Source organism: Microcoleus sp. bin48.metabat.b7b8b9.023 (assembly GCF_013299185.1).
In the GTDB taxonomy this organism is placed as follows: domain Bacteria; phylum Cyanobacteriota; class Cyanobacteriia; order Cyanobacteriales; family Microcoleaceae; genus Microcoleus.
The window spans coordinates 51,592-64,264 of the sequence record NZ_JAAFKG010000006.1 but is presented as its reverse complement, the minus strand read 5'-3'; the positions used below and the strand labels follow the sequence as shown (position 1 = coordinate 64,264).

Annotated in this window: 16 protein-coding genes; 13 read left to right on the top strand and 3 right to left on the bottom strand. The window is 45.2% G+C overall.

The genetic code is table 11. From position 1 onward, the window contains the following. Window positions 1-14 precede the first annotated feature (14 nt). The 9 genes from map (at window position 15) to QZW82_RS05590 (ending at window position 8,848) form a co-directional block, all read left to right on the top strand. Complete coding sequence (gene map / locus QZW82_RS05630) at window positions 15-776, top strand: type I methionyl aminopeptidase (RefSeq protein WP_293145878.1); 762 nt, start codon at window positions 15-17, stop codon at window positions 774-776. Between the two features lie 257 nt (window positions 777-1,033). Next, the gene (locus tag QZW82_RS05625; RefSeq protein ID WP_293145875.1) at window positions 1,034-1,999 is read left to right on the top strand and encodes an LD-carboxypeptidase; all 966 of its coding nucleotides are present in this window, start codon (window positions 1,034-1,036) and stop codon (window positions 1,997-1,999) included. A 218-nt stretch (window positions 2,000-2,217) separates the two neighbouring features. Further along, a complete protein-coding gene (locus tag QZW82_RS05620) occupies window positions 2,218-3,012 on the top strand; it encodes a hypothetical protein (RefSeq protein ID WP_293145872.1) in 795 nt (264 codons plus the stop codon). Between the two features lie 354 nt (window positions 3,013-3,366). Beyond that, entirely contained in the window at window positions 3,367-3,564 is a 198-nt protein-coding gene (locus tag QZW82_RS05615) for a hypothetical protein (RefSeq protein WP_293145869.1), read from the top strand. Continuing rightward, window positions 3,561-3,830 (top strand): hypothetical protein, encoded by a 270-nt coding sequence (locus tag QZW82_RS05610; protein ID WP_293145866.1) that lies wholly within the window; start codon window positions 3,561-3,563, stop codon window positions 3,828-3,830. The genes QZW82_RS05615 and QZW82_RS05610 overlap by 4 nt, the downstream gene beginning before the upstream one ends. 311 nt (window positions 3,831-4,141) lie before the next feature. Further along, on the top strand, window positions 4,142-4,285 hold the full coding sequence (locus tag QZW82_RS05605) for a hypothetical protein (protein WP_293145863.1): 144 nt from the start codon (window positions 4,142-4,144) through the stop codon (window positions 4,283-4,285). A gap of 26 nt (window positions 4,286-4,311) precedes the next feature. Continuing rightward, window positions 4,312-5,376 (top strand): uroporphyrinogen decarboxylase, encoded by a 1,065-nt coding sequence (gene hemE, locus QZW82_RS05600; protein ID WP_293145860.1) that lies wholly within the window; start codon window positions 4,312-4,314, stop codon window positions 5,374-5,376. A 517-nt stretch (window positions 5,377-5,893) separates the two neighbouring features. Beyond that, entirely contained in the window at window positions 5,894-6,856 is a 963-nt protein-coding gene (locus QZW82_RS05595; protein ID WP_293145857.1) for an NAD(P)-dependent oxidoreductase, read from the top strand. A 393-nt stretch (window positions 6,857-7,249) separates the two neighbouring features. Next, window positions 7,250-8,848: a B12-binding domain-containing radical SAM protein gene (locus tag QZW82_RS05590; RefSeq protein ID WP_293145854.1), complete on the top strand. Its 1,599-nt coding sequence runs from the start codon at window positions 7,250-7,252 to the stop codon at window positions 8,846-8,848. 108 nt (window positions 8,849-8,956) lie between these two features. Here QZW82_RS05590 and QZW82_RS05585 read toward each other — a convergent pair whose 3' ends face one another. Together QZW82_RS05585 and QZW82_RS05580 are read right to left on the bottom strand one after the other, a co-directional pair. After that, window positions 8,957-9,166, bottom strand: coding sequence for a hypothetical protein (locus QZW82_RS05585; RefSeq protein WP_293145851.1), 210 nt, complete (start codon window positions 9,164-9,166; stop codon window positions 8,957-8,959). A gap of 447 nt (window positions 9,167-9,613) precedes the next feature. Further along, a complete protein-coding gene (locus tag QZW82_RS05580; RefSeq protein WP_293145848.1) occupies window positions 9,614-9,850 on the bottom strand; it encodes a DUF2281 domain-containing protein in 237 nt (78 codons plus the stop codon). Between the two features lie 90 nt (window positions 9,851-9,940). On the opposite strand from QZW82_RS05580, the gene QZW82_RS05575 reads away from it, so the two are divergent. The 4 genes from QZW82_RS05575 (at window position 9,941) to QZW82_RS05560 (ending at window position 11,972) form a co-directional block, all read left to right on the top strand. After that, window positions 9,941-10,417 (top strand): type II toxin-antitoxin system antitoxin SocA domain-containing protein, encoded by a 477-nt coding sequence (locus tag QZW82_RS05575; protein ID WP_293145845.1) that lies wholly within the window; start codon window positions 9,941-9,943, stop codon window positions 10,415-10,417. 181 nt (window positions 10,418-10,598) lie between these two features. Further along, a complete protein-coding gene (locus QZW82_RS05570; RefSeq protein WP_293145842.1) occupies window positions 10,599-10,832 on the top strand; it encodes a hypothetical protein in 234 nt (77 codons plus the stop codon). Window positions 10,833-11,283: 451 nt separating this feature from the next. Next, entirely contained in the window at window positions 11,284-11,556 is a 273-nt protein-coding gene (locus QZW82_RS05565; protein WP_293145839.1) for a hypothetical protein, read from the top strand. Beyond that, window positions 11,556-11,972, top strand: a complete 417-nt coding sequence (locus QZW82_RS05560; RefSeq protein WP_293145837.1) for a type II toxin-antitoxin system VapC family toxin — start codon at window positions 11,556-11,558, stop codon at window positions 11,970-11,972. Before QZW82_RS05565 ends, QZW82_RS05560 begins: the two co-directional genes overlap by 1 nt. A 286-nt stretch (window positions 11,973-12,258) precedes the next feature. Here the strand turns inward: QZW82_RS05560 and QZW82_RS05555 are convergent, their stop codons facing one another. Further along, complete coding sequence (locus QZW82_RS05555) at window positions 12,259-12,639, bottom strand: hypothetical protein (RefSeq protein WP_293145834.1); 381 nt, start codon at window positions 12,637-12,639, stop codon at window positions 12,259-12,261. Between the last annotated feature and the right edge of the window lie 34 nt (window positions 12,640-12,673).

The following is a 12,673-nucleotide window of genomic DNA, read 5'->3' as shown; positions in this document are numbered from 1 at the left end:
CCACAAAAATAACTATGTCAACTGAACGTTTAGTGCTTTTATCGAGCAGAGAAATCGAAAAAATGCGTCAAGCAGGCCGCTTAGCAGCTCAGCTTCTCCTGCATCTTGAACCAATGATTAAACCGGGTGTCAGCACTCTGGCAATTAATGACGAAGCGGAACGCTGGACTTTAGCCCACGGTGCAAAAAGTGCTCCGTTAGGTTATAAAGGATTTCCCAAATCTCTGTGTGCTAGTGTCAATGAAGTTGTCTGTCACGGCATCCCGAATGCCAAACAAATTCTCAGAAAAGGTGACATTATTAACATTGATGTAACACCTTTGGTTGATGGCTATCATGGCGATACTTCTAAAACTTTTTTTGTTGGGGAACCTTCACCTGTAGCTAAAAGGTTAGTTGAAGTAACTGAGGAATGCCTGAGAAGAGGAATTGCGGAAGTTAAGCCTGGTGCTCGTACCGGTGATATCGGTGCGGCGATTCAAGAATATGCTGAAGCCCAAGGTTTTTCGGTGGTGCGAAATTTTGCGGGACACGGCGTGCACCGCGTTTTTCACACTGAACCGGAAATTTTGCATTACGGTAAGCGGGGGACGGGGAAAAAGCTCAGACAAGGCATGGTTTTTACGATCGAGCCGATGATTAATGAGGGTACTTGGGATGTGGAAATTTTGGCCGATGGTTGGACTGCGATAACTAAGGATGGTAAGCTTTCGGCTCAGTTTGAACACACTCTGGCTGTGACTGATTCTGGGGTGGAAATTCTGACTTTACCGTAGGTATCAAAGGTGGAAATCCACTGCATGGAATTCTGATGCTGTACAAGCAATGTCCGAATTAGGTACGTAGTTGCGCTTTAGCGCTCTTACTATATACGAAAAGAGCGCTAAAGCGCAACTACGTACCTTAAATGCAAAGAGCGCTGAAGCGCAACTACGTACCTTAAATGCAAGGAGCGCTAAAGCGCAACTACGTACCTTAAATGCAAAGAGCGCTGAAGCGCAACTACGTACCTTAATAGATTATTAATAATAATATGAAATGGCTGCAACCGGGAGATTTGCTGCGGGTAATTGCACCTAGCGGCGCGCTGCGAGAATTGACTAATTTTGAACGCGGTTTGGAAATTTGGAAATCCCGCGGCTATCGAGTTGAATTAACACCCGGTTTTGACGATCGCGCTGGCTATTTGGCCGGTTCCGACGCAAACCGCGTCCGACAGTTGGCAGATGCCCTCAGTGACCCGGATTGTCGCGGTATTCTGTGTGTTCGAGGCGGTTTCGGCAGCACTCGACTTTTGGAAAAAGCAAAAGTCGGACAAAAGGAAAACCCGGAACTCCAAAAAAGTGAAAATGCCCGATGCCCAATGCCCGATGCCCAATTCCCAATTAGCAATTCCCATGCGCCGAAATGGTTGATCGGTTTTTCCGATATTACGGCTTTGCTGTGGAATCACGACAAATTGGGGATTTGGGGCGTTCACGGGCCGCTGCTGACAACTTTGGCGGCTGAACCGGATTGGTCGGTCGATCGACTTTTTGACTGCATCGAAGGCCGTCCGTTACAATCTTTGCAAGGTAAAGGATGGGCTGGTGGAAAGGCTTCGGGGCGACTGTTTCCGGCGAATCTGACGGTGGCTACTCATTTGCTCGGAACCCCGTATCAACCGGATTTGACTGGTGCTATTCTCGCATTTGAGGATGTTTCGGAGGCTCCTTACAGGGTCGATCGTATGTTAACTCAGTGGCGGATGGCGGGGGCTTTTGCGGGGGTGCGGGGGATTGCTTTGGGACGGTTTAGTCGCTGCGAGGTGGGCCCGGATAGTCCTAGTTTTACTATAGAAGAGGTTTTGCGCGATCGGCTCTTTGACTTGAATATTCCCATTGTCTCGGATTTGCCGTTTGGGCATGAAGGGGTTAACGCTGCTTTACCGATGGGAATTGAGGCGAGTCTCGATGCTGAATCGGGATTGCTGATTTGTGGGGATACATCGCAACTTTAGATGCGGCATCAACGTCTATAAGTTGGTAGGGTGCGTCAGGGGAAAAATAATTAGTCTGCGATTAAAAAATTCAGCCCTGACGCACCCTACAATAAATCCTAAATAGTCCTGTTGGGTGAGGTTAACACGGTTGACAGAAATTAGATTTAAAATAGAGAGTGTATGCAAATGTCGGCGCAAACAAGGCAAAAAGATTTTAAAATTTTTGAGAGGTTGATATGAAAGCACACAACTGGTTAAATAGTATTGCTGCCACTGTGCTAGTTGCCGGATTGGCACTTACGGCGATTCCTCAGAGTGCTGTTGCCGAATTGATACAAAATAACGATCGCATAGATGGAGTAATCCGCCGCAATTCCCCGATTTACCGCTTCCGAAATATGTGGACGCCCGGTGCTCCGACGGAAGAATTGCGCGGTCAAGAATACACTTTCAACGCTCGGGAAGGCGATAACATTCAAGTGTTTTTAGATACGGATAGAAGTCGCGGTTTTACTCCCGTCATGGTACTATTTTACGGAAACAACAAGCAAGTTGCTTTTACCCAAGACCGTTCTTTTAATTATGTGATTCCCCGCAGCGGCGATTACAAGCTTTTGGTGTTGGCGAAAGATGCTGCGAGGGGCGGTAGCTACACGGTGGAAGTTGCGGGAATTGATGGCGGCGACAGACGGGCTAGCAATAGGCGCGATGACAGAAGCGATAGGGGCCGTAACAGCAGCTACGATGGAGAAACGATTTTGCGAGATGATTTTGGCTTAAACCCGATCGACTGTCGCCTCAGACGTACTATGGTAAGAGTAAGATTTGACGATACCGGCAGGGACGGGACTTATTGTGCTGTACCGACTAGGGCTGTTCCGGCGGGCGATTATTATTACAATTCGCGGACTAGAGATTTAGATTCGGCGAGGCTGGATGATGGTAGATTCGATCGGTCTAATGACAATAGCAGGTTCGATCGTCCCGAGCAATGTCGCGTATCTGTAGGCGGAGTGTGTGTGACGAGATAGTTTCGATTTAATTAACCGTAGGGTGCGTCGCCCGATACACAATCTCAACTTAACTTGAAAATGTCACAGCGACGCACCCTACAAATATGCTTGGAAAATCAAGCAATTAAAGTGCTGGAAAATCTAGCCAAAATGATGATTTCTAGAGAGAGATTCCAGTGCTTATGCTTCTAGATGAAAATCTTTGGGGTGCAGCGGCTTGTGCAAGGCAAATATGTTTGTAGGGGCGAAGCATGACCGCAGTGAATATAAGATTATAACTAATAATTTATATGCGGTCATGCTTCGCCCTCTTCAAAAACCAGATGCACCAAATATTTGGTATATTGATAATATAATGATGTGGCAAAAATCATGAGCGTTAAAGAACTTGAAACAGCAATTATGAACTTGTCGGTTAAGGAACTATCGGAACTCACTGTTTGGCTGATAGAGTATCGCCAACAGGTTTGGGATAGGCAAATTGAAGACGATTTGGAGGATGGGCGGTTAGATGCGCTACTTGATGAAGTCGATGCAGAGTATGAAGCGGGATTGGCTCAAGCATTATGAAGCATCTGACTTTACCGCGTTTTTGGCAGTGCTATCACCAGCTACCTCAAGAAATACAAGCTTTAGCCGATAAAAACTACGAATTACTCAAAGTCGATCCCTATCACCCTTCGTTACATTTTAAAAAAGTTGGCAGGCGAAAGCAATTGCAATCGGTGCGAGTAGGCGATAGTTACCGCGCTTTGGGAGTTGAGAAACCTGAAGGTATAGTCTGGTTTTGGATAGGGACTCATGGTGATTACGATGCAATATTAGCTCAGAAATAGAGTCCTAGATCGAGTGTGACGATAGACGTTTAATTAGTCTCCCCAGCGAGTGGAGAGAGTTCAAAAGTTGACAGTTGACAGTTGACAGTTGACAGTTGCACCCCAGAGAGCGACCTCTACCTAGAAGGAAGAGGATTGCAGTAATGAATCGTCTAATTTTAATTTCTCCCTAAAACGAAGAGGCTTGCAACCAATTCTTTCTGGTAAAGTAAATAAAACGTGTGGTTTGCACGTAGCGTTTCCATTCAATTAGTTTGCCCTGCGAGTGAGGATACTTCAAATATAACCCCCATAAATTGGAAGCAGTCTAGATGTCATTTGCCAGCCTCGCAACCAACCTGACTCCGACTCCCCAAAATCGAACTCAGCCAATCCCCCCATCTTTCTCATGGCCGATCGCCGAATTTTCGATCGAAAAGGACGATCGCACAATGGTAAGCTACCAAAGACATTAAAAGATCTAAATTCGAGAAAAGTTAAGATGTCATCATTAAATGAAGTTCCCTTGCTACTGCGGGCAGCCCGCGGCGAAACCCTAGAACGCCCGCCCGTGTGGATGATGCGCCAAGCCGGCCGCTACATGAAAGCCTATCGAGATTTGCGAGAAAAGTATCCATCCTTTCGCGAACGTTCTGAAATTCCCGAAGTTGCAATCGAAGTTTCGCTTCAGCCGTGGCGCGCGTTTCAACCCGACGGCGTAATTTTGTTCTCCGATATCGTCACTCCAATGCCCGGTTTGGGCATCGACATGGACATCGCCGAAGGTAAAGGCCCGATTATCCACGCACCCATCCGCACTCAGCAGCAAATCGACGCCCTGCAACCGCTGAATCCAGAAGAAAGTTTGCCTTTTATCAAAACAATCCTCAAATCCCTGCGCGCGGAAGTCGGCAACAAATCCACCGTGCTCGGTTTTGTCGGCGCGCCCTGGACTTTAGCAGCCTACGCCGTTGAAGGTAAAGGTTCCAAGGATTATGCCGTCATCAAAAACATGGCATTTTCCGATCCAACTTTACTGCATCAGTTGCTCTCAAAATTCGCCGATGCGATCGCAGTTTACGTGCGCTATCAAATCGACTGTGGCGCCCAAGTAGTGCAAATGTTCGACTCCTGGGCCGGCCAACTGTCCCCGCAGGATTACGACACCTTCGCTCTACCATACCAAAAACAAGTATTCGAGCAAGTCAAAAAAACCCATCCTGACACACCGCTAATCCTGTTAGTCACCGGTAGCGCGGGCCTCCTCGAACGAATGACAACATCCGGCGCAGATATCATCAGCGTCGATTGGACGGTTGATATGGCCGACGCCCGCAAGCGTTTGGGCCCCAACATGAACGTTCAGGGAAATCTCGATCCCGGCGTGTTGTTTGGTTCTCAACCGTTTATTCGCGATCGAATTCTTGATACAATTCGCAAAGCGGGCGATCGCGGACACATCCTCAATTTAGGACACGGCGTATTGCCGGGAACTCCCGAAGATAACGTGCGTTTCTTCTTTGAAACCGCCAAACAAGCCGACAAATTGCTCGCAGTTACTGCTTAAATTTGACAGGAATTCAAACCCCAAAAACCCGTAGGGGCGGGTTCACCAACAACCTTAAAAGTTACAAACAAGTGAAATAAACCCGCCCCCAATACTTAAATTTGACAGGAGTTCAAACCCCAAAAACCCGTAGGGACGGGTTCACCAACAACCTTAAAAGTTACAAACAGGCTAAATAAACCCGCCCCCAATACTTAAATTTGACAGGAATTCAAACCCCAAAAACCCGTAGGGGCGGGTTCACCAACAACCTTAAAAGTTACAAACAAGTGAAATAAACCCGCCCCCACCCACCGAAAATCCCCTTTAACTCCTGGTAATAAAACCCGGAGATCCCCCCTAACCCCCCTTAAGAAGGGGGGAACAAGAGCATTCAAAGTCCCCCGACCTAAGGGGGATTTAGGGGGATCAAACCTCAACTATCACCCAAATCTATGGCCTACTAAAGCCTTAATGTTACACCAATAACTCTCCATCTCTCCATCTCTCCCCCTCTCCCCCCCTTCCCCTTCTGCAAATGACAAAAAAAATTTTCATAACGGGTGCAAGTGGCTGTATCGGTCACTACATGGCCGAAACCTTGATTCAACAGACAAACCACGAACTATACCTATTAGTTCGCAACCCCGACAAGCTAAAATTTGACTGGAAAGCGCGATCGGGCATCAATATCATACAAGGCGACATGAAAGATATCGATCGCCATTCCGAACTGCTGCAAACAATAGACGTAGCAATTTTAGCAGCCACAGCTTGGGGAGGAACCCAAGAAGTTTTTGATGTCAACGTTACCAAAACCCTGCGCCTAATCCAACTACTTTCGCCCCAGAATTGCCAACAAGTAATATACTTTTCAACCGCCAGCATTCTCGGTAGAGATAACAACTTGCTCAAAGAAGCAGGCGAACTGGGGACAGATTATGTTCGCTCCAAATACGATTGCATGACGCAATTATCTACGTTAAAAAACGTACCTCCAATTACCGCACTTTACCCAACCTTAGTATTAGGAGGAGACGCCGAAAAACCAGTTTCTCACCTATCATCCGGTTTGCCGCTTGTCGCGAAATGGATTGGTTTGATTCGCTGGCTGAAAGCAGATGGCAGTTTTCACTTCATCCACGGTGCAGACATTGCTACAGTAGTTAATTACTTAGTCGAACATCCGTCCGATTCCGAAGAGCCGCGACATTTTGTACTCGGAAATCCGGCGATTACCGCGAACGAAGTTGTCGAACAAGCTTGCAAGTATTTGCATACAAAAATCTTCTTTCGGATTACTCTGTCACCTTGGCTTGCCGATTTCTTTATTTGGTTGTTCCGAATTCAGATGGCTGCTTGGGATAGATTTTGTATCAGCTACCGCCATTTTACCTATCAAAATCTGGTCAATCCCGAAAGCATCGGATTGCCGAGTTACTGCGGAACTGTTGCTGATATGTTAAGAACTAGCGGGATTCCAGATAAAAATACAAAGTAGTCCGTACACTCCGCACAAATAATCCGACAGGCTAGGAGCAACGTCCCACAAGAAAGATTGTGGGACGTTGCTCCGAGCATCGTCCCTAATTCTTTATCCTATTCAACTTTACTATTTCAAATTCTTTTTTGCCTGATTCGGGCACTTTTGAAGCGATTATCGTCAATCCATGGTGAGATACGATAAGATATCAACATTTGCCAACTATAACAGGGAACTGCAAGCTAAAAATTGCGCCCATTATCTTTGTGTTAGGGGGTGTCGCCCCTTTCTAGATAGTCGATCGCGCGCAAGATCGTAATTTTAGCCTTAACATTAAATATTGAGAGTCGATCGAACTCTCAAACGCCAGCCAGATCGCAAGTCTTTTAGTGATGTGAGGTTTAACATACTATGCGAGTGCTTCTAGTTTACCCCCTGTTCCCAAAAACATTCTGGTCTTATGAGAAAATCCTAGAATTAGTCGATCGCAAAGTGCTGCTTCCACCGCTGGGTTTGGTCACAGTAGCAGCCATTCTACCCCAAGAATGGGAATTCAAGTTAGTCGATCGTAACATCCGACAAATCACCGAAGCAGAATGGGAATGGGCGGAGCTCGTTATTCTGTCAGCAATGATTGTCCAAAAAGAAGACTTGCTAGACATCATCCGCGAAGCCAAGCGGCGCGGTAAATCCGTAGCTTGCGGCGGCCCCTACCCAACTTCCGTACCAGAAGAGCCCCAAGCAGCAGGCATCGATTACCTGATTCTCGACGAAGGCGAAATCACCCTACCGATGTTCGTCGAAGCCATCGCGCGCGGTGAAAAAAGTGGCATTTATCGATCGGACGGCGTCAAACCCGATGTTACCACAACCCCAGTACCCCGCTTTGACTTGCTGGAACTAGACGCCTACGACTCAATGTCGATTCAATTTTCCCGAGGCTGTCCCTTCCAGTGCGAATTCTGCGACATCATCGTCCTCTACGGGCGCAAACCCCGCACCAAAGAACCCCAACAATTAATAGCCGAACTAGACTGTCTCTACAACCTAGGTTGGCGGCGCGGCGTGTTCATGGTAGACGACAACTTTATCGGCAACAAACGCAGTGTCAAACTATTACTAAAAGACTTAGAAGTCTGGCAAATAGAACACAAATTCCCGTTCAACTTCAACACAGAAGCATCCATCGACTTAGCCCAAGACCAAGAATTGATGGACATGATGGTGAAATGTCATTTCAACGCAGTATTCCTAGGAATTGAAACCCCCGACGAAGAAAGCTTGCAAATGACCAAAAAATTCCAAAACACTCGCAACTCCCTGATAGAATCAGTAGAATTAATTGCCAAATCAGGTTTGCGAGTCATGGCCGGATTCATCATCGGATTCGACGGCGAAAAACCCGGTGCAGGGCAACGCATCGTCAACTTCGCCGAAGCAGCAGCAATCCCCAGTACAACCTTTGGAATGCTGCAAGCTTTGCCGCACACTGCACTGTCGCACCGACTAGCAAAAGAAGGCAGATTGCGCGACAAATCCGGCAATTTGAATCAGACTACATTAATGAACTTCATTCCCACGCGGCCGCTAGAAGACATCGCCAGGGAATATGTCCAAGCATTTTCTGACGTGTACGATGCTGAGAAATACTTAGACCGCACCTACCGCCACTTCTTGATGTTAGGTGCACCTACAGCAAATATACCATCAAGAATCCCCAGTTGGATCGACTTGCGAGCGCTGCTAACCGTAGTTTGGCGCCAAGGAGTCAAGCGTTCAACTCGCTGGAAGTTCTGGCATCATTTATTTAGCATTATCAAACGCAATCCTGCCGTTTGGGATCACTATTTAACAGTGTGCGCCCACAACGAGCATTTCCTGGAATACCGCCAAATTGTGCGGGATGAAATCGAAGAACAACTAGCCGAGTTTTTGGCTGACGAAGCTCAACAGGCGCAGCAAAAAGCCCTGATTGCTTCCATTGCTGAAAAACAAGTGCAAGTAGTTTAAGATTAGATAATTAAACCGAATACCCAAATACCGACTTTTTCAATAAATCGAGTATTTGGGTATTCTCTTTTGTTGGTAGGCTTATTGATAAAAAAATCACCTTATTCATCACCAAACCCGCTGAATAGGATAAGCATCAAAAGCTTCATCCCAACTAATCAAAACCAGCGAATGATTCACCGCCTGTGCTACTAAAATGCGATTGCGCCAAGCGCACGCTACGCTAACGAAAGGATCTCGGTGATGCAGTGGAAGAGTTGTGTGAATCTCAGTATTTTCAAATGTAATTGGTAGAATTTGAGCCTTAATGTATTCCAATTCCTTCGGCAGGTCTTCGGTCGATTCAGTTGAAGCTTACCGACATTAATTTTAATGGAGATTTCCTCTCATGCTGGCGATACTAAAATACAAACCTGTTTTAGTATCAATTGCTTTTTTGCTTTATATTATGTCCCGTCGATTACCGTAACAAAAACGGTTCGTAGTGCGGACTTCAGTCCGCAGCCGTATAGCGGACTGAAGTCCGCACTACGAACCTTACTTATTTCAGTCAATCGATCGGACATGATATTACTACCGAGATTGGAATCGCCAAGCAAGTACCACAGAAAGGCATGAGTATCTAAAAGAAATTCCATGTTACCAATAAAAATGGGTTTAAAGCTTCCTCCTTCGACGGGGAAATAAAACAAAATTATTCACTGTTTCAATCCTCGGACTTATAGGATAGGTAGAGGTCGATCTCAAACTGTCAACTGTCAACTGTCAACTGTCAACTGTTGAAATATATTCCTTTAAATCTTCCAGCGGTTGATCGAAATCATCAGACATAACGATTTGACCAGCCCAACTACCATAACCATGAGGTTGTTCAAGTTGTTCTGGAGATGATTCAGTTTGTGCGTGTTTCTCAAGTAAATATTTTGCATAATGCAAAATCTCTTGTTTTAGAGATTCTGGCATCTTGACGACTGTTTGAAAAATCTGTAGATCGATAGTCATGGTTTATATGAAATTTTTACTATGCGATGTTCATTCATTATACTGTAACTTATGATATCATAGAATCCAAAACCTATTGAGTCGAATTATATGACCACAATAACTACAATAACAACAGCCTCCCAACTAGCAGATTACTACATTTGGTTTGCCAATGACGTAGGCTCCTACCTCAGCAACCACAAGCTCCAAAAACTCTTATACTACGCCCAAGCATGGTATTTAGCCTTTGAAGACACACCGCTTTTTGATGAGGATTTTGAAGCCTGGGTGCACGGGCCAACTATCCCGACTTTATTTTACGAATACAAAGAACAATTTGACTGGAAGCCAATTCTGAAAGAAGTCGAAAAACCCGAGTTTCCCGAAGAAGTACAAGAGTTTTTAGACGAGTTGTCAGACGAGTATTTCTTTCTCGATGCTTATGAGTTAGAATTGATGGTGCGCCGTGAAGATCCTTGGATTAAAGCTAGAGGTAGGCTGCCAAAAGATGAACCTTCTCATGCTATTATTACGAAGGAATTAATGCAAGAGTTTTACAAAACCCGTGTCATAGAAGAAAATTAAAAAGGCAGATATACGTCGCCAGCAATCTTTATCTAGCATCAATCGTCTAGATGTCAAAATACCGGAAGGAGTTAGTTTTTCCTTCAGGTATTATCAGGATGACAAAGATAAATTTTCACTAGCTAACCGAGATTCTAGATATCTAGCATCTCTATTGAGAAGGCTACGGGATTTATCGCAATTGAATTCTCAAGAAATCATCAACAATCAGAGTAAAAGCCTGCGCTGTCATGGCATAGCATGGCAAGATACAACGGAGCCTAATGGTTTTGGGATTCCCAATGAAGCTATGCTAGTAAATATTCCTTACCAATTTCAAATATCTGCTAATGAATACGGTAGGGTGCATGGATTTTTTAGTGAAAATATTTTTTATATTGTTTGGCTATATCCAGACCACAATCTTTATAGTTAAAATATCAAAATTTTTAGCATTCAATCCAGATTATATCAGATAAAAAACTTATTTAGCTAACTCGCTGTAGTGTGAATCAAGATTTTTTTGGCATTACTGAATCAAAGTATGATTTTGCTTGTAGGGGTAGTGCCTTTCTTTGGCTACCCCGTCAGCATCTGGAGCAACCAGGCGTGGTTCGATCCCTATGATTTGATACCCCTATTGAGCAACGCCGAGGAAAAAGCGCAAGTTATTAGGAGTTGATAGAAAGGGCGATCGCTCTTTCATTTTAGGCGATCGGTCATCAGAAACCAGAAAGGGCGATCGCACTCCGTACAATCATCGCAGTATTTGGTGTGAGGGGCGAGATCCTTCCCATTCAATAGCACTTATACGATCGGTCAAGATACTGGTAAAAGTGAACAGCTTTGAGGTAAACTAGAATTGCTCGAAGTTTCTGGAGTCTGACATGGAAACAATGAAACTGCGATCGCATATTGGATGTGATGGCATATTGCTTCTCCAAATGCCCGCTGAGTTTAAAGATACTTCTGTTGAAGTGGTAGTAGTTGTACAGACTCTACCATCACAGGAAATTCAACCGAAGTATAACGCTTGGGGACAAGTAACTACTAAAAAATCAATTCAAGCAGCAATTGCGAGAATGCTACAACTACGGCAAGAAATTGCCTTGGAAAAAAGCTCAATCCGTTCCATGATTGAAGAAGGGCGCAGGTTTTAATGCAGTTTGTATTGGATTGTTCTGTAGCAATCAGTTGGTGCTTAGTCGATGAAGATAACGATTATGCCAATGCTATACTCGCGATGATGCCGGATTGCGAAGCATTTGTACCGGGAATTTGGTCGCTAGAAGTTGCGAATATTCTCTTAGTTGCCGAGCGACGCAACCGCATGACGACTGAGCAATCTGAGATGGCTATTGCTTTGTTACAATCGCTGTTAATTCAGGTTGATGAAGCTACGGATAGCAACGCACTCTCTTCAACTCTGGTACTAGGAAGACAAGAAGGTTTAGCTGCTTATGATGCAGCTTATTTAGAGCTAGCACTAAGATTGGAATTGCCGATCGCAACACTTGATACCCGCTTGGCGGAAGCGGCAACTCGCTGCGGTGTGGGGTTGGTAGCTGTTGATTGATAAATGCCAGAGACGGGGCGATGATTATTAGGAGCTCGCTCATCAGAAACAAGAAAGGGCGATCGCTCTTGATGCGTGAAGGGCGATCGCTATCCGTACAAGCATCGCATGAGAATGGTGGAAATGGATAAGATTGTGAGTGGAAAAAGAGGTTGGGTTTCCTTGCGTCAACCCAACCTACTAGCGCTACTTCCTGAAAATCGAGATGGGCAAGGTGATTATCGCTTGCCTATCGATCCCTATCACCATTTTTGAGAGCCAGAGTAGTGGGTGAAAGTGTTTTGTATTATTGGCTGAATATATCAATATTCACAGCGCATGCACCCGCTGGATTGACGCACAAAGGCATACTGTACTTGATCTTGAAATCCCCTTCTGCTCCTTGAGGAACGTTAAAGAAAATGGTTTCACTCCCTAACTTGTTACCCTTTGCAAATCTCTGATCTGTAGTGTCATAAATCTCAATGTCAACATCGCCAAGATTTAAGAGGGTACTTGCCTTAAGGACATAACTCCCTGGAGCAAGAGTCCACGTTACCCAATCATGTTGTCCGGCATACAGGGAGCGAAACAATTTAGCCATTACTTCTCGTGGTTGCAAACCTTCCATACAAAAAACTGCAAAGCAAGCCAGGGAAACTTGACAAACTAATCGCTGGTAGTTCATATTGTGCGCTCCTTGTTCTCCGCTATCCGCCTTA